This window comes from Microcystis sp. M31BS1 (assembly GCF_020245285.1).
GTDB lineage: Bacteria > Cyanobacteriota > Cyanobacteriia > Cyanobacteriales > Microcystaceae > Microcystis > Microcystis panniformis.
In genome coordinates, this window is the sequence record NZ_JADBVE010000199.1 from 1 (window position 1) to 19,005 (window position 19,005).

Genomic DNA, 19,005 nt, shown 5'->3' on the forward strand with positions numbered 1-19,005 from the left:
TTAAATATTGGAAGAAAGGTAGTCGGAGAGGCCGCCTTTAGCGGGAATCCGATAGAGAGGTTCGTAGTTAACCCAGTACGGGTCAAAGCGTACAAAGCTAATTCTAGATGCAATATTTGCGTACAGAATTAGTAACTATTTCGAGCTTCCTGTGTCTGTCGTAAAGAAAAACTCACCTACTCCTCGACTTCTTCAGGAATAGATTCAGCAAACTCAAGCATAGCGTCTAAATCGACGGGTTCTTCAGCTAAATTTCCCGTGCTGGCTTCCGCGAGCCCCCGTTTGAGCGACTCGCGGACACTAGGATTCTGAAATACCCATAGCTCTTGCTCTGGAATCGCAATTATGGGAACCAGGAGGAGTTCCCCGCTTGTATTCATCAGTATCCGATAGTGACGGTTGCTACATTGAGTCCCAAGGCTAATCCGCCCTCGAGCGTCAGCCTGAATATCTTCTTTAATGAGCGAAAAATTCTGATACTCCATCACGTCTCCTCCTCTCTTCATATACTTATTCTAGATAAGTTACCCAATTTGGGCAATAGGGTTATGTCCATTTAGCTTCTCACTACCTAAAGAAAACAGGTTAAACTTGTTCGGGCTAGAGCCTTGACAACAAACCCAGTTTGTAGTTGCACTCTCTTCGCTAAATTCTCTCCCCTTTCCTTGTAGGATAGGGTTCAGGGGAGAGGTCAATAATTAAGAATCCAATGCGATCACACTATTCGGCAACGATCAAGTATAATTAAGATAACAATGTTACTTAAAGAATAAAGTTAAGTTTGAATCTTCAATTGGTATAAATCATGCAACTCGAAGACTATTTTAATTTTCTTGCTCCTAACGATATTCGGCTAAAAGGAACCCGCGTCGGTATTGAAACCATTTTACACGATTTCATTTACCAAGCCAAAACTCCCGAAGAAATTGCTAATACTTATCCATCTTTAACCCTCGAACAGGTATATGCGACGATTCTTTATTATCTTCATGATAAAGAAAAAGTGAGCCAATACATCGCCGACTGGCTAGAATGGGGGCGAAAAATGCGAGAAGAACAGCGAAAAAATCCTCCGCCTGTGGTTGAACGACTGAGAAAATTGAAAGCTGAAATAACAGCCAAGCAGAAAGCTAATGACACTGAAATATTTAATTGATGAAAATGTTAATTCGGTGTATCCTCAACAATTGCGTCGCCGAGAACCAGAAATCATTATTCGAGTAGTTGGTGAACCAGATACACCAAAATTAGGTACATTAGATCCAGAAATCTTGATTTGGTGTGAGGTGATGGGATTTATTTTAGTGACAAATAATCGTGCTTCTATGCCAGTACATTTAAGAGAACACTTCAACCAAAACCGTCACATTCCTGGAATTTTTATTCTCAATCAAGATTTAAGTATTGGTGATAACTTGTTAGAATTAATTGTAATTGCCAAAGGTTCTTTTGACAATGAATATGAAGACCGAATTGTACATTTACCGTTAACTTAATGAAATCCAAATGACCTTATTAAAACAATCGGACATTCAAGAAAATCCCACAACACTTTACGAACAAGATCTTCAGTTGTGGATTGAGCAAACTATTCATCAATTACAGAATCGACAGTTTGAACAACTGGATATAGAAAACTTAATTGAGGAGTTAAAAGATTTGGGTAAGTCAGAGAAACGCGCCTTAGAGAGCAACTTAATGGTCTTGTTGATTCACTTACTCAAATTAAAGATACAGCATGATGCTCCTGAGACAATGAAAGCAAGTTGGTATAACTCAGTAGATGAGCATCGTCAGCGCGTTCAAGATGATTTACTTAAGATTCCCTCTCTTAAATCTTATCTCTTAATCTCCATCACACAAGCCTATTCCAGCGCTCGTAAAGTCGCCATCAAACAGGGTAAACGCGCTCAATTTGGTATTCGTATTCCCCAAGAAAGTGAGTATCCCCTCGCTTGTCCTTTCACACCTGAACAGATTCTAAATGAGGACTTTTACGGATAAAAACGAAAGTAAACATTATCGATAATAAAACCATGAAACCAGAATATGACCTTGCCAACATTAAAAATCGCCCGAATGACCTAACCCTCCTTCCCTGGGAAATAAGGGGGGAATAAAGTTTTTAACACCTAACTACTTACATCTCAATAAATCTCTTGGATAAATCATAGCAAAGTGAACCTTTCATGTACTCTAAATTAAGGAGAAGACGATGGCTAATCTGGATGATGTAGGAAGAGGGAAAGCAGCTGATAAAAACCTGAACGATGCTAACCGAAGCGATGTGCAGGTAAACAAAACAAGACCATATCCTTAACTGTTCTCTCTGATTTAGAGCAGTTAACCCTGTCAGTAACGGATATTTTGCTGGGTTAAAAATTTAGGTAAATTCAATTAAAAATAGCAAATTACCATTAACATAAATCTTAATTAAGGAGGTAAATATGGTTCAATTTTTACAAGCAAAAGAAGTCAACCTCAGAGATTTAATTAATCATTTTCAACTACAGTTTATAGAAGATGAGCATTTTTTTGGGGAATGGCAGGAAGACCTAGAAGCAATCTCTGACCAAGAAAAAGAATTGTTAGATAAAATCAAAACAGGTTATTTTAACTTATTGAATTATCCTCCCTTTTTGGAAACTTCGGTGAGGATGACGGTTTTAGATCCATTATTATTTATTGGTAACTTTTATCTATTTCCTTTTCATATTAAAGCAGAAGATTCCGTTGAAATTATTACAGAAGATCAAGATTTAATAATTAAGGGAAGGTTAGATACTTTAATTCTAAAAGAGCAATTATGGGTAATGATTATTGAATCAAAACGGGTTATTTATTCCGTTGAAGCAGGTTTACCGCAATTATTAGCTTATTTAATGGTCAATCCTCATCCCAACCGTCCTAATTATGGAATGTTGACCAATGGTTCCGAGTTTTTATTTGTTAAATTATTATGGGACGGTAAACCTTTATACGGAACCTCTCGTTTATTTGCCATGAGAAATCCGGGGGATTTATACGAGGTTCTCAAAATCCTTAAACATCTCTGTCAACTAATTTGAGTATCAAGATAATCAGTACCTAATTTTACGACTGTTGATAACTCCAGCAGAATCGTTACTCTCCTATTTCCCTCTGTTGTATAATTGGCTCTGCAAGGAACAAATCAGTAAGCATAAATAAAAATTATCAGGATTTTTTCGGCTTTTCTTGACTATTTCAGCCTGATTTGTCCTAACAAGCTCAAGAATACGAGATTTTTTCTCTAGAATTGCCCGGCCTGAGAGGGGAATGATAAAGTTAGATAAGAAAATTAAAGATGGTGTGATTAAAGTGAAATTTGCTGCTAGTACCTATTTTTCCCTGCTGCGTCATTGTGCCGTTCCTTTGTTGTCGATCGCCACTTTTACGCCAATTCTCTTAACTTATTTAGCCAAGGAAAAACCAGAAACCCCGCAAGCGCAGGCAAATCTAGAGACTGCTGCCTCCCCTGCTCCTATTATCCCATCTCCGATCGCCCCCTTAACCGCGCCATCACCGAAACTATCCCCCTCTCCCCAATCTTCTGCGATTCCAAAATCAGCACCCTCTCCTCAGTCTTCCCTCTCCGCACCGAAAAAATTAGCACCCTTTCCTCAGTCTTCTCCTAATACTTCCCCCGCTGCCGCGGCCAAACCGGTAACTAGACAACCTTTAGCGGTTCCCGCTAATTATACGCCGCCGGTCCTAGAAATTCGCGTAGCGATTAAAAGGGATGTGGCCAGTGTTTTGATTGGAGTTAACGGGCCGGCGGTGATCACCGACCGTCAAGGTCGTGGTTTAAAAACGATTGCCACTAACGAGGGTTTACCGGTGATTGCCAGTGCCAATGGCTTAAAAATGGGCGATTTATCGCTGCCAGAGGTGATTTTTGTGCAGCCCACCAGTGCCGATGGTTTAGTTTATGTGGATGATGGTTGGTATCGGGGCAAAGTGCTGCTTGTTGCCCAAGGCGATCGCTTGTTAGTGGTCAATCATGTTAATTTAGAGGCCTATCTCTATAGTGTAGTGGGTAGTGAAATGCACTCCACTGCGCCAATGCACGCTTTAAAGGCACAGGCGATCGCCGCTCGTTCCTACGCCCTAGTACACATGATCCGCCCCGCTAATGCTTGGTTTCATCTGGGCAATACCCAACGCTGGCAGGTATATAAAGGCATTCGCTCGGAGTATCAATCGACTCACCAGGCGGTTAATGCCACTGCTGGGCAGATTCTCAGCTATAAAGGGGGTGTAGTCGAGTCTCTTTATGCCGCCACGGATGAAATTGTCGCTTGGGCCCACGGTGGTCGCGGTATGAGTCAAACTGGAGCTTATAAATTAGCGGAAAAAGGCCTAGATTATCAACAAATTCTCGGTAATTATTATCCCGGAGTTGGTTTAGCTCGTCTAGTTCTACAAAATTAGATTGATTGGCTTTCTCGACTGAAAACTCAAATCTGATCACTGATAACTGATCACTGAAATGCCGAATGGCAGATTTCTAGTAACCGTATTACAATAAACTTTCAAAATGCTATAGCAGTAAATCTCTCTATGAATAGCCCCTTTCTTGACTACCTCAACGGTCCCAAGCATCCCGTCCTCGTCTTTGATGGAGCGATGGGAACTTCCCTACAAAGCCAAAATCTGACGGCCGAGGACTTTGGTGGGGCAGAATACGAAGGGTGTAACGAGTATCTTGTCCATACGAAACCTAGCGCCGTAGCCAAAGTCCACGAAGCCTTTTTAGCAGTGGGTGCGGATGTGATTGAAACCGACACCTTCGGGGGAACCTCGATAGTTTTAGCCGAGTACGATTTAGCCGATCAAGCCTATTATCTCAACAAAAGTGCCGCCGAACTGGCCAAAGCTTGCGCTAATAAATACTCTACTCCCGAAAAACCCCGTTTTGTGGCGGGTTCCATGGGGCCGGGGACAAAACTGCCCACTTTGGGTCATATTGACTTTGATAGGCTCAAAAATGCCTATGTGGAACAGGTAGAGGGTCTGTATGATGGCGGAGCAGATTTATTATTAGTAGAAACCTGTCAGGATGTCCTGCAAATTAAAGCGGCTTTAAATGCTATTGAAGAAGTATTTCAGAAAAAAGGTCAACGATTGCCCCTAATGGTTTCGGTGACGATGGAAACCATGGGAACGATGTTAGTAGGAACGGAAATTAACGCCGTTGTCTCTATTTTACAACCCTATAAAATTGATATTTTGGGACTTAACTGCGCCACTGGTCCCGATTTAATGAAACCCCATATTAAATATCTCTCGGAAAATTCCCCTTTTATTGTTTCTTGTATTCCTAATGCTGGTTTACCGGAAAATGTCGGCGGTCAAGCGCATTATCGCCTCACTCCCGTAGAATTAAAAATGGCTTTAATGCACTTTATCGAAGATTTGGGAGTACAAATTATTGGCGGTTGTTGTGGTACTCGTCCCGACCATATTCAAGCTTTAGCGGAACTAAGTCAGGGTTTAACTCCGAAATCTCGTCATTATCATTATGAACCCTCCGCCGCCTCTATTTATAGTACCCAACCCTATATTCAAGATAATTCTTTCCTCATTGTCGGGGAAAAATTAAACGCCAGTGGTTCTAAAAAATGTCGGGAACTGCTCAATGCTGAAGACTGGGATAGTTTAGTATCGATGGCGAAAGCGCAGGTAAAAGAAGGGGCGCATATTCTCGATGTCAACGTCGATTATGTGGGCCGGGATGGGGTGCGCGATATGCACCAATTAGCCTCTCGTTTAGTTAATAATGTCACCCTACCTTTAATGTTAGATTCCACCGAATGGGAAAAAATGGAAGCGGGGTTAAAAGTAGCGGGGGGTAAATGTATCCTCAACTCTACTAACTACGAAGACGGGGAACCGCGTTTTTATCAAGTCTTGGATTTAGCGAAAAAATACGGCGCAGGGGTAGTAATTGGAACCATTGATGAAGAAGGAATGGGACGCACTGCCGAGAAAAAATTCCAGATAGCTAAACGGGCCTATTATGGGGCGATAGAATACGGAATTCCTCCCTACGAAATCTTTTTTGATCCTCTAGCTTTACCGATTTCTACTGGTATCGAAGAAGACCGAGAAAATGGCAAGGCTACTATCGAAGCAATGCGCCGAATTCGCCAAGAACTGCCCGAATGTCACATTCTTTTAGGTGTGTCTAATATCTCTTTTGGGTTGAATCCGGCAGCGCGTCAGGTATTAAATTCCGTCTTCCTCCACGAAGCGATGCAGGTGGGAATGGATGGGGCAATTGTCAGCGCTAATAAGATTCTTCCTTTGGCAAAAATTGAACCAGAATATCAGCAAATTTGTCGGGATTTAATCTATGATAATCGTCGTTTTGATGGCGATATATGTGTTTATGATCCCCTGACCAAATTAACCGAATTATTTGCGGGAAAAACCACTAAAAAAGACCCCTCTAGTAATGCTAATTTACCCGTGGAGGAACGCTTAAAACAGCATATTATTGATGGGGAAAGATTGGGACTGGAAGACGCTTTGAATCAAGCTTTACAGGACTATCCACCCCTAGATATTATTAATATTTTCCTCTTGGATGGGATGAAGGTAGTGGGTGAGTTATTTGGTTCAGGACAAATGCAGTTACCTTTTGTTCTCCAATCTGCCCAAACTATGAAAGCAGCTGTTGCTTTTTTAGAACCATTTATGGAGAAAAAAGAGGGGGATAATAATGCCAAAGGGACTTTTATTATCGCAACGGTTAAAGGGGATGTTCACGATATTGGTAAAAATTTAGTTGATATTATCTTGACCAATAACGGCTATAGAGTGATTAATTTGGGCATTAAACAACCCGTAGAAAATATCATCGAAGCCTACAAAGAACATAAAGCCGATTGTATCGCTATGAGCGGTTTATTGGTGAAATCGACGGCTTTTATGAAGGAAAATCTCGAGGTTTTTAATGAAAAAGGAATCACCGTTCCTGTTATCCTTGGCGGGGCGGCTTTAACTCCCAAATTTGTCCATGATGACTGTCAAAAAACCTACAAGGGACAGGTTATCTATGGTAAAGATGCCTTCTCTGACCTGCATTTTATGGATAAATTAATGCCCGCTAAAGCTGGGGGTCAATGGGATGATAGTAAAGGCTTTTTAGCGGAGTGTGCCGAGACAGAAAAAACCCCGGTTGTCGCAGAAGAATTAGAGGTTAATCCCGATACTATTTTTACCGATGGCACCCTGGACAAAGAATTAGTTATTGATACCCGTCGTTCGGAAGCGGTGGAAGTTAATATTCCCCGACCAACACCGCCCTTCTGGGGTACTAAAATATTAACAGCAGCAGAAATTCCCATCGAGGAGGTTTTCTGGTATTTAGACCTACAAGCTTTATTTGTCGGTCAATGGCAATTCCGCAAACCCAAAAGCCAATCGAAACAAGAATACGACCAGTTTTTACAGGAAAAAGTTCATCCAATTCTAGCAGCATGGAAAGAGAAAATTGTCAAGGAAAATTTACTAAACCCTACATTAATTTATGGTTATTTTCCCTGTCAATCCTCTGGCAATTCCCTGTTAATTTACGATCCCGAATCGATACAAGCAGGCGAAAAACCCGAAAATCTGCAACCGATCGCCATTTTTGAGTTTCCTCGCCAGAAATCCGGTCGTCGTCTCTGTATTGCTGACTTTTTCGCCCCGCAGGAATCCGGTATTATCGACGTTTTCCCGATGCAAGCGGTGACAGTGGGGGAAATCGCCACGGAATACGCTAAATCTCTCTTTGATGCCAACGAATATACCGAATACCTCTATTATCACGGCATGGCTGTGCAAACCGCCGAAGCCATGGCCGAATGGACCCACACCCGCATCCGTCGCGAGTTAGGTTTTGCAGAGTTCGATCCCGATAATATCCGCGATATACTGCAACAGCGTTACCGGGGTTCTCGCTATAGTTTCGGCTATCCCGCTTGTCCCAATATTCAGGACCAATACAAGCAACTAGATCTGTTAGGATGCGATCGCATTGGGATGTCTATGGACGAAAGCGAACAATTGTACCCAGAACAATCCACCACCGCCATTATCACCTATCACCCCACCGCTAAATACTTTAGTACCTAATCAGTTATCAGTTATCAGTTATCAGTTATCAGTGAGCAGTTATCAGTTATCAGTTATCAGTGAGCAGTTATCAGTGAGCAGTTATCAGTTATCAGTTATCAGTGAGCAGTTATCAGTTATCAGGTGTGAGTTTTTATCGGTAAAACCCCACACCCTACACCCCACACCCCACACCCTACACCCCACACCCTACACCCCACACCCTACACCCCACACCCTACCCCCAGGAAAAACTTTTTGCCGCAAACCCTAATTAGGGCAGCCATTCCAGTAAAATTCCTAGGGAGCTATCTTTACGGGCGCGGGAATTTTGGGCTTGAATATCGGCGGCTAAACGTAAATTAGAGGTAATCGCATAACCAACCGAAAGAGTAGTCAATCCCACCTCGTTAGCACCCCCCGGTGAGATAAAACTCTGACTGACGGTGATATCTGCTGCCCCCGTGCGAGAAAGGGCTAATTTGAGCTTTAATCCTAAGTTAAGCCCATCGGTGCTGTAATTTCCTGTCTGAATGTAACGATAGCCCACCATAGGAGCTAGATTGACATAATCACCCAAAGGGAGGAGATAGTATTGTAAATTTGCTCCTATTGCCGTCCTTTTGCCGTTAAAAGCCGTCTGATAATCGCCGCTTAGGGTTAAACTGGTTTGACCGAAAAACACATCTTCTACCCCCAAAATCACGCCACTGGAATTATCCCTAGAAGGAAACTCTGCATATCCCAAGCGGATACGAGTGCGAAAACTAGGATCGCGGCGAATATCTTCGGCGATATCGGGTATTTTTTCTAACCAACGCTCTAAAACCGGGCTTTCTTGCCGAATTTTTGGGTCTAAGTCTAAATCCGTTTCTGCCCACACAGCACCACTCGCCCCCCATAATAAACCAAGAGCGATCGCATTTACAGAACAGCAAGAGAGCTTAAACATAATCTGCATTGTACCCAAGGAGGCAAGAGGCAAGAGAAAGAATCTGGCAATAAAGCCTTTAGCTTAACAAATTACTGGTTACTGTTTACTGATCACTGAAAAGCCGGCACTCCCCCAAAGGTTACAATAAAAATAAAGATTCAGATTCCCCGTTATTCTTGAGAGGACGGGGGGCAGTAGGAGCAGCCATAGTGGTCAGAATATTAAAACTTTCGCAATTAAGTGGCGCGGAACGGGCAAAACTTCAGAAAAGAGCCGAGTTAGATATTGATAACGCCCTCAAAGTCGCTCAAACGGTGATAGAAACCATCCGCGAGCGGGGGGATGCTGGCGTTGTGGACTATGTGCGGCGTTTTGACTACGAGGGTGCGACGGTAGAAAATATCAAAGTCAGCGAGGCAGAATTTGAGCAGGCTTTTCAGTTAATTGAACCGGAAGTAAAAACTGCCATTGAACAGGCTTTCCGGAATATTCAAGAGGTACACCGTCGCCAAATGCCGGAAGAAATGCAACTGGCAGAAATTGAAACCGGTGTCTTTGCCGGCGAAAAAATCTCTCCTATCCCCAATGTGGGTTTATACGTTCCCCGGGGCCGCGGTGCTTTTCCCTCGATGATGTTAATGTTAGCCATCCCGGCAATGGTGGCAGGAGTGGAAAGAGTTGTCGTTTGCACTCCCCCCGATAAACAGGGCAACGTGGAACCCGTTTCTCTGGTGGCGGCGCAGATGGCTGGAGTCAGAGAAATTTATAAATTAGGGGGCGTACAAGCGATCGCCGCTTTAGCTTTGGGAACAAAAAATATCAAAAGGGTTGACAAAATTACCGGTCCGTGCAGCGTCTATGGGGCGGCGGCCAAACGGTTACTGTTCGGCACTGTGGATGTGGGTTTGCCGGCCGGTCCAAGTGAGTCGATAGTTTTGGCCGATGAGTCCACCGATGCCCGTTTAGCGGCCTTGGATTTATTAATTGAAGCGGAACACGGGGCGGATTCGGCGGCTTTATTAGTCACCCACTGTGAACAGGTGGCGATCGCTGCTAGTGAATATGCACAGGAATACCTGCAAAAACTCCCGGATTGGCGACGGGAATTCTGTGAGGCGGGTTTAGCCGCCTATGGGGGCATAATTTTAACCGATAGTCTGCAGCAATCCCTCGATTTTGTCAATGAGTACGCCCCGGAACATCTAGAGGTTTTAGTTAGTAATCCTTTTGCCATTCTGGGCAAGATTAAAAATGCTGGGGAAATTCTCCTGGGCAATCATACTCCTTCCTCTATGGCTACCTACGCCATCGGGGTAAATGCTGTGCTGCCGACGGGAAGTTTTGCCCGTTCCTATTCGGCGGTTTCGGTGTATGATTTTCTCAAGCGCTCTACTTTGGCTTATGTCACCTCCGAAGGCTTTGAAAAGTTAAAAGAAACCACGAAAACTTTAGCCGAGTACGAGGGTTTTCCCGCCCATAAATTAGCAATTCAACACAGGGAAATTTTACTCTAAATACAGGGAATAGGAAACAGGGAACAACTCTAATTTATTATCCTGTCTCCTATCTGGTAATATGATAAGAGCAGAGAATCAGGCAAGCATTTTATGAAAAAAGTAATTGTTATTTTAATTCTGGCTTTTCTGAGCGAACAAATATCAATAAAATCACCAATTTCTGGCAATCAAACCCTCAATAATTTAGCCGTAGCTAACAACAATAATCGTCCCACTCCCCAGAAAAAACCTAGTCCTTCTCCACAGTTTCGGTGCGATGGTAGAACTCACTGTTCCCAGATGACCTCCTGTGCAGAAGCGACTTTTTTCTTGAGAAATTGCCCCAATGTCAAAATGGATGGAGACGGTGATGGAGTTCCCTGTGAAAGTCAATGGTGTGGAAAAAAATCCTCAGAAAAATGTGGTAAAGTTCTCAAAATAACTAATTTTGTCTCCTCACCCCAATTCTCTCATTTAAAGAATCGGGGTAAAAACAATTAAGAAGCAGTAATCACGGGAGAATTAAGATATTGATAATTCCAGTCCGATTGTTGCCAAACGCGACCATCAAGGGCAATTTGTTCGATTAAACTAGCTAATCTTAAAGCTTTTAAAGCTTGTTCCCCACCGACAGAAGGTTGGTCTCCACCGCGCACACAATGAACAAAATGTTCTAATTCCGCGTGTAGGGGTTCAATATTGCTGGTATAAACTTTTTCAATTAAACCATCTTGACGGTAGAGAACTTGACCGTAATCGGTGCTATAGTTAGCGGTGGTTTGCCGGTGAATGAGGATTTCATTGTTGAGAAAATCCGCTTCCGTGAGAGAATTTTTGCAGTGGGCCGCTAAACGGCGAATCTTGCGATGAGTCACCTTACTAGCGGTTAAATTAGCCACTACTCCATTACTAAAACCAAGGGTTGCAGTGACATAATCGAGATAACCGGAATCAGTGGCAGCGCGACTACCACTAGCGGTTAATTTCACCACGGGAGCGGAGACTAATTCTAAAATTAAATCTATATCGTGGATCATTAAATCTAACACCACCGACACATCATTAGCGCGTTGGGAATAGGGACTCATGCGATGGGATTCAATCGCTAAAATTTCCTCGGTTTTCAAGACCTTCGATAACTCTTGGAAAGCGGGATTAAAACGCTCGATATGACCCACTTGCAGAATACAATCATGATCGGCTGCCGCATTGACTAAAGATTCCGCTTCACTAATACTAGCGGCGATCGGTTTCTCGATCAAGGTATGTACTCCCCCTTGCAGACAGTCCATCCCGACTCGATGGTGTAACCGCGTGGGGACAGCGATACAAACCGCATCTACCCTAGGTAAGAGATCTAAATAATTTTCAAAAAAACGGACTCGGTATTTACTGGCAGTTTCCAGTCCCTTTTCGACGTTGACATCGGCCACCCCGACGAATTCCACGTCTTTTAATAAACTCAGGATGCGACTATGGTGTTGTCCCATGTTACCGACCCCGATAACCCCGACTTTAATCGGTTTGAGTTGATTTCTGTTACCCGGAAAGTTTGCTGGTTGATTGGACATGAATTTTAGACTCCTGTGTTCACACTCCTCACACCACTTGATTAGATTAATCAAGCTGATTTCGTCCATTAACTACCAAGATGGTATCATGGTTATCCAGCATTCTGACACGATGTCGGTGTCAATGGGAGTTCTGAGAAGATTTTCTGATTCCATCTGCGGGTTTTTACTCCTAAATGCTTATCAAAAAATCATCCCTGAGTAGCGAGGACTACATATGGACAATTCAACGGATTTTAACTCCTTACGGGGATTAAGTGTTTTTTTGCTAGGAATGATGGGATCTGGCAAATCCACCCTGGGAGAGTTGCTTTCCCGACGGTTACAATATCGTTTTTTTGATACAGATATATTAATAGAAAGGGTCGCGGGAAAGAAAATCAGGGAAATTTTTGCCGACGAGGGAGAAGCGACTTTTCGGGAGTTAGAAACCCAAGTTTTAGCCGAATTATCCTCTCTGACTAAAACTGTGATTGCCACCGGGGGAGGGATGGTTTTAAAACCGATAAATTGGAGTTATCTTCGTCACGGTTTAATGATTTGGTTAGATGTTCCCCTAGAAGTTTTGGTTAAACGTTTAAAACAAGATACCTCTCGTCCCCTGCTTGAGTCCACTGATTTAGAAAGTAAACTAGAATTATTATTAGAACAAAGACGAGGACTTTATGCAGAAGCAGATCTTCGGATTGTTGTTTCTGACCTAGATACACCTGCTGATATCGTTGAGAAAATTTTAACAGCAATACCGACGGTGATTAAAGATTTTCATCCAGAAAGGAATAATAACTAATGACAGCAGCTTCAATTTTTGATTTACCTGAACTAATTCCTGACCGAGAAATTCTGGAAATTTTAGCTCAAAGTCAAGCTATTCGTCTGGAAAGAATTATTTCCACCGGTCAAACCACTCCCATCGGTCAATGGTACGATCAATCTGACTTTGAATGGGTGATTTTATTACAGGGATTCGCTGAGATTAGTTATGAGGATGGCAGCCAAGTTAATCTGCAAGCGGGGGATTATCTCCTGATTCCTCCTCACCAAAAACATCGCATCGAATTTACTAGCAATAATCCTCCTTGTATTTGGTTAGCTATCTATTATCGCTAGTAAGTAGGTAGGTGTTAAAAGTTGTCAGAAACACCCCTTATCAAGGGGGGATTAAGGGGGGATCGAAGCTAAAATCTATTTTTAATTTAATTATAACCAGCTACTTAAAATATAGTTTCTGACTATTGCCAGCGATCGAATAAATCGGTTAAAACTAGATTAGAAAACAAAAAACCTTCGGGGTCGCTTAATCTTACCCTGCTATCCCCCTCAATTATTACTAAATTACGCTGTTTATGCGGCTCTAAGACCTCTAAAATTGCTTTTTTGATTTCCGAGCCAAAATTAGCTTCAATTGCGGGCAAACTCACACCTTCTGCTAACCTTAACCCTAGCATCAAGGTTTCGAGAAGATCATCAATCAAGCTATTTTTCTCCACCTCAATCTGACAGCCTTCTTTTACCCAAGCGAAATAGTCGCGACTTTTGCGCGGACGGGTAAAACGTTGTTGATGAAGATAACTAGCAGCCCCCATACCAAAACCGTAATAGGGACGATTTTCCCAGTAAACTCGATTATGTCGGCATTGATAACCCGGTTTGGCATAGTTAGAAATCTCGTAATGTTGATAACCGGCTAAAGCTAGTTTTTCACCGGCTAAAACATACATTTTTGCCGTGGTTTCATCATCGGGTAAGGGTTTTTTCCCCGGTTGATACTGTTTACCGAAAGGAGTAACCGCTTCTAAGACCAAATCGTAACAGGAAAGATGGGCCGGTTGCAGTTCGATCGCTTTTTCTAGGGAATTTTCCCAATCTGTCAGGGTTTGTTGTGGCAATCCTGAAATCAAATCCAAACTATAGTTAACTATTCCCAATCCCTGAATTAATTCCACTGCCTGATAGATATCCTTAACAGTATGCGATCGACCGGAAACCTGTAATAATGGTTCTTGAAAAGCCTGTACTCCTAAACTAACCCGATTGACTCCTGCGCTAAGATAACCCTGTAATTGTTCTAAACTAAAGGTAGCCGGATCAATCTCCATAGAAATCTCTATATCGGCCGCAAAATCAAACTTTTTGGCTAAAGTATCCAGAATCGATCCTAATAATTCCACCGGTAACAGGGAAGGAGTCCCCCCCCCAAAAAAAATTGTTTCTAGGGGTTTCCCCGTCCCCTGACTAAGGCTAATTTCTTCCTGTAATATTTCCACATACTCCACCACAGGGGGAAAAGTCGCTGGATTGGTGTGATTACCGACGACAAAAATCGGGAAATCACAGTAAAAACAGCGCCGACGACAAAAGGGAATATGAATATAAACCGAGGTTACGGGGTCAAAATAGGACATTAAAGCAGTTATCAGTGAACAGTAATCAGTAATCAGTGAACTCATACTAAATCCGTTGAGTAACGCACAGAAAACGGGTTTCTCCGAGAAACCCGTTTTCTACTCATGCAAAAGGCAAAACGGAGAATAAATAATCAGTTTTTAATAACTGGATTTAATATCCTACAGCCTTTCTCGTCAAGGTGAAGCACAGACTAACCCTTGCTAATCAAGTATTTTAGATGCAAGAACGAACCTCATCTATCTGAGAAACGCTGTAACTCGCATCTGATGACTGATAACTGATTCAAGGCTGACGGCTATAATTTCGTTGATCTTCGTTAAGATGTATTATGGCTGGGGAGAACATCTCCTAGAATGGAGGCAACTTTCCCGACACAAATTAGGAGAAACCCACAGATATAATATAAAAGCATCCATACTCATTATTTTTCTACCATCATTCCCCCCCTATCCTCTCTGGTATTATCCCCATGCTTGATGCTGTCATAATTTTACTATTCGTCTTCGCTGTTGCCAGTATTGGTTATAGTGGTGTTGACTTGCTCCCGGTTGCTGTCCAGTCGCAAATCAGCAATATTGAAGCTTTACGCTGGTTATCGGCGGGTTTTGCCTCAATTATTGGTTTAGCTATTGGTTTAGTTGCCCAAACTACCTATCGTCGTCTAGAAACCCAAGTACGACAAACTCCGATCGAAGTTATTTTAACCCGTTCGGTCGGTCTAGTTATTGGTTTGTTGATTGCTAATCTGATCCTAGCTCCGATTTTCTTCCTACCGATTCCGGGAGAATTCTCGTTTATCAAGCCGATAATCGCCATTTTGGGCAGCATTATGTTTTCCTATCTGGGGGTTAGTTTAGCTGATACCCACGGTCGCACTTTTTTGCGTCTGATTAACCCCAATAGTATGGAATCAATTTTAGTGGCAGAAGGAACCCTGCAAGCGGCCGCCACCAAAGTTGTGGACACCAGTTGTATTATCGATGGTCGTATCGAACAATTGTTAGACACAGGATTTATCGAGGGACAGATACTCATTCCCCAATTTATTCTTCAGGAATTGCAACAGTTAGCGGATGGCAGTAATGACCAAAAACGAGTCAGAGGAAGACGCGGATTAGACATCTTAAACCGGATGCAGCAAGAATTTCCTGAGCGCATTGTCATTCATCCCGCCGATTATGAGGATATTAGCACCGTAGATGCTAAATTAGTCCATCTTGCCCAAGAAATTAACGCCACCTTGCTCACGAACGATTATAATCTCAGTAAAGTGGCCAATCTGCAAAAAGTCACCATCTTGAATGTCAACGATCTCGCCCAAGCAGTACGCCCGATCTACTTGCCCGGGGATACTTTAGACCTAAAAATTCTCAAAGCAGGAAAGGAACCCACCCAAGGCATCGGTTATCTAGAAGATGGCACGATGGTGGTGGTAGAAGAAGGGAAAGATTATCTAGGGGGAGAATTGCGGGTAGTGGTGACATCTGCACTGCAAACCTCTGCCGGACGGATGATTTTTGCTAAACCCCAAAATTCCCTGATTGCCTAAAGGGAAAAAAAACCAAAAAAGCCTCAAATACAGGGCCAGAGGGGATTGTATTTGAGGCTTTTCATTTTTTAAGGGAAGTTAAGTCACTAACCGAACCATCTAGCCAATTTATATCTAAATTAGGCCGGTTTATTGATTACAGCCATGGACTGACGAGCAAAACCGAAATAACTATCCCAGAATTGTTTCTGACTATCGAGGGCAACTTTGGTGGCGGTTTCTTGGGCGGTTAGGTAGGATTTCACCCATTCTTGTTGATATTCGAGGGATTTAACCAAAGTTTCCGGAAACTCAAACACTGATGTAGTCGAGGGAACACCATTACCCCAAGCGGACAGAAGCAGTTTCTGCCATTCGGCTAGGTATTTTTGGTATTCTTCAAGATAATTGGTGTTCATAGAAGTCAAACCGCTAACTAACCCATCTGGAAGGAGATGGTGAGAAAGTGGGGCGGTGTTGCCACCTTCTCGAAAGCAAAAATCGCGCCGAGATAAAATATAATATTCTATCCCTTCCTTGATTATAACCTGAGTTTGCGATCAGCCCCAATCTTTATGCGATCGCCCTATGCCCAGCCTGAGCTAAGACGCATCTTAACCGCTTATCCTTAGATTAGCTGAATCTCCCCCAACCCCCCCGATGTCGGGGGGGGCAAGGGGGGGTTGCCTTTTGCCTCCCCTGATAAGAACGTAGGTTGGGTTGAAGCATGAAACCCAATGCCCGCATGGGTTACGCTACCGCTAACCCATCCTACTGGACTGTTTCAGCTAAAATAGTCCTACTCTAGCCATTTTCTCCCAACTATGATCGATCGCCCTATTCATGTAATTGGTGGAGGATTAGCGGGAACTGAGGCGGCGTGGCAGATAGCCCAAGCAGGTATTCCCGTGATCCTGCACGAAATGCGCCCAATTCGCTCTAGTCCCGCCCACCATAGCCAATTTTTAGCCGAATTAGTCTGTAGTAACTCCTTTGGTGCCATGGCGGTGGATCGCGCTACTGGGTTACTCCATGAAGAATTACGACGCTTAAATTCTCTAGTTATTGCCCAGGCCGATCAGCACAGTGTCCCCGCAGGAGGGGCTTTAGCGGTCGATCGAGGGGTCTTTAGTCGAAATTTGACGGAAATCTTGGCCAACCACCCTCTAATCACCTTAAAACGTCAGGAGATCACGGAAATTCCCCGGGATGGTATCGTCGTTTTAACCACTGGACCGTTAACCAGTGCTGCTTTAGCCGCAGATCTGCAAAATTTCACCGGCCTGGACTATCTGAGTTTTTTTGATGCCGCTAGTCCGATTATTCTAGGGGAATCTATTGATCAATCGATCGCTTTTCTGGCCTCCCGTTACGATAAAGGTGAGGCCGCCTATCTCAATTGTCCTATGGATCGGGAACAATACCTGCACTTCTGGCAAGAACTAAAACAGGCAGAACAGGCAGAATTAAAGGATTTTGAGCGAGAAAATGCCAAATTTTTCGAGGCTTGTCTGCCAATCGAAGAATTAGCCAGTCGGGGAGAAGACACCATGCGTTTTGGTCCCCTGAAACCGGTGGGATTAGCGGATCCTAGATATCCGGATCAACGTCCCTACGCGGTTATACAGTTGCGAATGGAAGATAAAGCGGGGCAATTGTGGAATATGGTGGGATTTCAAACTAATTTAAAATGGGGTGAACAAACACGAGTTTTCCGTCTGATTCCGGGGTTAGAAAAGGCCGAATTTGTCCGCATGGGAGTGATGCACAAAAACACCTTTATCAATTCTCCCCAGTTATTATCCTCCAGTCTCCAGTTTAAATCGCGACCGACGCTATTAGCGGCAGGACAGTTAATCGGCACGGAAGGCTATACGGCTGCGGCTGCTGGGGGATGGTTAGCGGGAACTAATGCCGCTCGTTTAGCTTTAGGATTAGAAACGGTGACATTGCCAACCACAACGATGATCGGGTCATTATTTGAGTTTATCAGCAGTGCCGAACCGAAACATTTTCAACCGATGCCGCCAAATTTTGGCATTTTGCCGAATTTTACCAGAAAAATCCGCAATAAACGGGAACGTTACGGTCAATATGCCGATCGCTCTTTGCAGGATTTAGAAGCATGGATGAATCAGTTAAAAACTCCCTGTCTCGTCTAACTGTCAATCGCTAATCGATCGCCCATAATAGAGAAGGAACCTATTTCTTTCTCTATCGCTATGCCAAACTCTGATTTTTTCCCTCCCCAATCCTACAGTCAAGAGGATGTGCAGGAAATTCTCTATTTGGCTATCTCCCGTCAAGGGGATAAGGGAGAAATTACCCGTCAACAGTTGTTAGAAATTGCCGACGATTTAGCTATTGAAGTTAAAGACTTAGAAGCGGCGGAAAAGGACTGGCAAGAGTCAAAAATGCTCAGTTATAAACGGCAAGAATTCGATCGCTTTCGTCGTGAGGAGCTAAAAAATAAAACCGTTCGCTATCTGATTATTAATAGTTTTTTTATTATCATTAATTTAATTAGTTCGGGAACAATTTCTTGGGCAATTTATATCTTTTTGCTGATGGGTTTACCTCTTTCCCTTTCTGCTTGGAAAACTTTTCAAAATCAAGGAATTGCCTACGAAGAAGCATTTAAACGCTGGAAAATTAAGGAGGAAATGAAAGAGTCTTTTACCAATCTTTGGACACAAGTTAAAAAGTTTTTACAGTTTTAATAGTGTTGCCAAATTAAGCCTTTTTTGTTTTTGTGAACCACAGAGACACAAAGGACACAAAGTTGAGTTTTCCACGACTACTTAGGGTCTGCTGAAAAAGTACGGGCGAAGCATTCGGATAGAAAATCTACGGTTTCACCGATAGGTTATTGCCCGAATGCTTCGCCCCTACAGGACGCGGGCCGATGAAGACGCAAGGTTTTGAACGACGATTCTCTCAAAA

19 protein-coding genes are annotated in these 19,005 nt (G+C 43.1%); 14 read left to right on the forward strand and 5 right to left on the reverse strand.

The annotated features are described in order from the left end of the window. Nucleotides 1–176: 176 nt before the first annotated feature. Nucleotides 177–485, reverse strand: coding sequence for a hypothetical protein (locus IM509_RS11655; protein WP_052278530.1), 309 nt, complete (start codon nucleotides 483–485; stop codon nucleotides 177–179). A gap of 320 nt (nucleotides 486–805) precedes the next feature. Here IM509_RS11655 and IM509_RS11660 point away from each other — a divergent pair, with 320 nt between their 5' ends. The 7 genes from IM509_RS11660 (at nucleotide 806) to IM509_RS11690 (ending at nucleotide 8,398) form a co-directional block, all read left to right on the forward strand. Then, nucleotides 806–1,156: a DUF433 domain-containing protein gene (locus tag IM509_RS11660; RefSeq protein ID WP_002737461.1), complete on the forward strand. Its 351-nt coding sequence runs from the start codon at nucleotides 806–808 to the stop codon at nucleotides 1,154–1,156. Further along, nucleotides 1,134–1,496 (forward strand): DUF5615 family PIN-like protein, encoded by a 363-nt coding sequence (locus IM509_RS11665; protein ID WP_002737135.1) that lies wholly within the window; start codon nucleotides 1,134–1,136, stop codon nucleotides 1,494–1,496. The genes IM509_RS11660 and IM509_RS11665 overlap by 23 nt, the downstream gene beginning before the upstream one ends. 10 nt (nucleotides 1,497–1,506) lie before the next feature. Then, nucleotides 1,507–2,004, forward strand: a complete 498-nt coding sequence (locus tag IM509_RS11670; protein WP_052277643.1) for a DUF29 domain-containing protein — start codon at nucleotides 1,507–1,509, stop codon at nucleotides 2,002–2,004. Nucleotides 2,005–2,447: 443 nt separating this feature from the next. Further along, on the forward strand, nucleotides 2,448–3,068 hold the full coding sequence (locus tag IM509_RS11675; protein ID WP_072924635.1) for a type I restriction endonuclease: 621 nt from the start codon (nucleotides 2,448–2,450) through the stop codon (nucleotides 3,066–3,068). 229 nt (nucleotides 3,069–3,297) lie between these two features. Next, nucleotides 3,298–4,452 (forward strand): SpoIID/LytB domain-containing protein, encoded by a 1,155-nt coding sequence (locus IM509_RS11680; protein ID WP_072924596.1) that lies wholly within the window; start codon nucleotides 3,298–3,300, stop codon nucleotides 4,450–4,452. Between the two features lie 129 nt (nucleotides 4,453–4,581). After that, a complete protein-coding gene (gene metH / locus IM509_RS11685; protein ID WP_185236853.1) occupies nucleotides 4,582–8,145 on the forward strand; it encodes a methionine synthase in 3,564 nt (1,187 codons plus the stop codon). 31 nt (nucleotides 8,146–8,176) lie between these two features. Next, the gene (locus tag IM509_RS11690; protein ID WP_287716956.1) at nucleotides 8,177–8,398 is read left to right on the forward strand and encodes a hypothetical protein; all 222 of its coding nucleotides are present in this window, start codon (nucleotides 8,177–8,179) and stop codon (nucleotides 8,396–8,398) included. Here IM509_RS11690 and IM509_RS11695 read toward each other — a convergent pair whose 3' ends face one another. Next, a complete protein-coding gene (locus IM509_RS11695; RefSeq protein ID WP_185236854.1) occupies nucleotides 8,399–9,085 on the reverse strand; it encodes a hypothetical protein in 687 nt (228 codons plus the stop codon). 182 nt (nucleotides 9,086–9,267) lie between these two features. On the opposite strand from IM509_RS11695, the gene hisD reads away from it, so the two are divergent. Both hisD and IM509_RS11705 read left to right on the forward strand, forming a co-directional pair. Beyond that, a complete protein-coding gene (gene hisD / locus IM509_RS11700) occupies nucleotides 9,268–10,572 on the forward strand; it encodes a histidinol dehydrogenase (RefSeq protein ID WP_052277639.1) in 1,305 nt (434 codons plus the stop codon). 93 nt (nucleotides 10,573–10,665) lie between these two features. Then, entirely contained in the window at nucleotides 10,666–11,055 is a 390-nt protein-coding gene (locus IM509_RS11705) for an excalibur calcium-binding domain-containing protein (protein ID WP_260441176.1), read from the forward strand. Here IM509_RS11705 and IM509_RS11710 read toward each other — a convergent pair. After that, complete coding sequence (locus tag IM509_RS11710; RefSeq protein WP_052277637.1) at nucleotides 11,052–12,125, reverse strand: Gfo/Idh/MocA family protein; 1,074 nt, start codon at nucleotides 12,123–12,125, stop codon at nucleotides 11,052–11,054. The two genes, IM509_RS11705 and IM509_RS11710, sit on opposite strands and share 4 nt — an antisense overlap. A 217-nt stretch (nucleotides 12,126–12,342) precedes the next feature. Between IM509_RS11710 and IM509_RS11715 the strand changes: the two genes are divergently transcribed. Beyond that, a complete protein-coding gene (locus IM509_RS11715) occupies nucleotides 12,343–12,915 on the forward strand; it encodes a shikimate kinase (protein WP_002787567.1) in 573 nt (190 codons plus the stop codon). Then, a complete protein-coding gene (locus IM509_RS11720; RefSeq protein ID WP_052277636.1) occupies nucleotides 12,915–13,235 on the forward strand; it encodes a cupin domain-containing protein in 321 nt (106 codons plus the stop codon). The genes IM509_RS11715 and IM509_RS11720 overlap by 1 nt, the downstream gene beginning before the upstream one ends. Before the next feature lie 122 nt (nucleotides 13,236–13,357). Here the strand turns inward: IM509_RS11720 and hemW are convergent, their stop codons facing one another. Further along, the gene (hemW, locus tag IM509_RS11725) at nucleotides 13,358–14,530 is read right to left on the reverse strand and encodes a radical SAM family heme chaperone HemW (RefSeq protein WP_185236855.1); all 1,173 of its coding nucleotides are present in this window, start codon (nucleotides 14,528–14,530) and stop codon (nucleotides 13,358–13,360) included. Nucleotides 14,531–15,003: 473 nt separating this feature from the next. On the opposite strand from hemW, the gene IM509_RS11730 reads away from it, so the two are divergent. After that, complete coding sequence (locus tag IM509_RS11730; protein ID WP_185236856.1) at nucleotides 15,004–16,083, forward strand: PIN/TRAM domain-containing protein; 1,080 nt, start codon at nucleotides 15,004–15,006, stop codon at nucleotides 16,081–16,083. A gap of 119 nt (nucleotides 16,084–16,202) precedes the next feature. On the opposite strand, the gene IM509_RS11735 is transcribed toward IM509_RS11730, so the two are convergent. Next, the gene (locus IM509_RS11735) at nucleotides 16,203–16,481 is read right to left on the reverse strand and encodes a hypothetical protein (protein WP_004266820.1); all 279 of its coding nucleotides are present in this window, start codon (nucleotides 16,479–16,481) and stop codon (nucleotides 16,203–16,205) included. Nucleotides 16,482–16,886: 405 nt separating this feature from the next. Between IM509_RS11735 and trmFO the strand changes: the two genes are divergently transcribed. Next, on the forward strand, nucleotides 16,887–18,224 hold the full coding sequence (gene trmFO / locus IM509_RS11740) for an FADH(2)-oxidizing methylenetetrahydrofolate--tRNA-(uracil(54)-C(5))-methyltransferase TrmFO (protein WP_072924613.1): 1,338 nt from the start codon (nucleotides 16,887–16,889) through the stop codon (nucleotides 18,222–18,224). Nucleotides 18,225–18,284: 60 nt separating this feature from the next. Further along, complete coding sequence (locus IM509_RS11745; protein ID WP_185236857.1) at nucleotides 18,285–18,782, forward strand: 2TM domain-containing protein; 498 nt, start codon at nucleotides 18,285–18,287, stop codon at nucleotides 18,780–18,782. Nucleotides 18,783–19,005: the final 223 nt, after the last annotated feature.

What these genes read in the sequence shown, in the direction of transcription:
- IM509_RS11730 (WP_185236856.1), top strand. Translation starts at nt 15,004, where the DNA reads ATGCTTGATGCTGTCATAATTTTACTATTCGTCTTCGCTGTTGCCAGT.
- IM509_RS11675 (WP_072924635.1), top strand. Translation starts at nt 2,448, where the DNA reads ATGGTTCAATTTTTACAAGCAAAAGAAGTCAACCTCAGAGATTTAATT.
- IM509_RS11655 (WP_052278530.1), bottom strand. Translation starts at nt 485, where the DNA reads ATGGAGTATCAGAATTTTTCGCTCATTAAAGAAGATATTCAGGCTGAC.
- IM509_RS11670 (WP_052277643.1), top strand. Translation starts at nt 1,507, where the DNA reads ATGACCTTATTAAAACAATCGGACATTCAAGAAAATCCCACAACACTT.
- IM509_RS11735 (WP_004266820.1), bottom strand. Translation starts at nt 16,481, where the DNA reads ATGAACACCAATTATCTTGAAGAATACCAAAAATACCTAGCCGAATGG.
- IM509_RS11720 (WP_052277636.1), top strand. Translation starts at nt 12,915, where the DNA reads ATGACAGCAGCTTCAATTTTTGATTTACCTGAACTAATTCCTGACCGA.
- IM509_RS11680 (WP_072924596.1), top strand. Translation starts at nt 3,298, where the DNA reads ATGATAAAGTTAGATAAGAAAATTAAAGATGGTGTGATTAAAGTGAAA.
- trmFO (WP_072924613.1), top strand. Translation starts at nt 16,887, where the DNA reads ATGATCGATCGCCCTATTCATGTAATTGGTGGAGGATTAGCGGGAACT.
- IM509_RS11705 (WP_260441176.1), top strand. Translation starts at nt 10,666, where the DNA reads ATGAAAAAAGTAATTGTTATTTTAATTCTGGCTTTTCTGAGCGAACAA.
- IM509_RS11665 (WP_002737135.1), top strand. Translation starts at nt 1,134, where the DNA reads ATGACACTGAAATATTTAATTGATGAAAATGTTAATTCGGTGTATCCT.
- IM509_RS11745 (WP_185236857.1), top strand. Translation starts at nt 18,285, where the DNA reads ATGCCAAACTCTGATTTTTTCCCTCCCCAATCCTACAGTCAAGAGGAT.
- hemW (WP_185236855.1), bottom strand. Translation starts at nt 14,530, where the DNA reads ATGTCCTATTTTGACCCCGTAACCTCGGTTTATATTCATATTCCCTTT.
- IM509_RS11695 (WP_185236854.1), bottom strand. Translation starts at nt 9,085, where the DNA reads ATGCAGATTATGTTTAAGCTCTCTTGCTGTTCTGTAAATGCGATCGCT.
- IM509_RS11715 (WP_002787567.1), top strand. Translation starts at nt 12,343, where the DNA reads ATGGACAATTCAACGGATTTTAACTCCTTACGGGGATTAAGTGTTTTT.
- metH (WP_185236853.1), top strand. Translation starts at nt 4,582, where the DNA reads ATGAATAGCCCCTTTCTTGACTACCTCAACGGTCCCAAGCATCCCGTC.
- IM509_RS11710 (WP_052277637.1), bottom strand. Translation starts at nt 12,125, where the DNA reads ATGTCCAATCAACCAGCAAACTTTCCGGGTAACAGAAATCAACTCAAA.
- IM509_RS11660 (WP_002737461.1), top strand. Translation starts at nt 806, where the DNA reads ATGCAACTCGAAGACTATTTTAATTTTCTTGCTCCTAACGATATTCGG.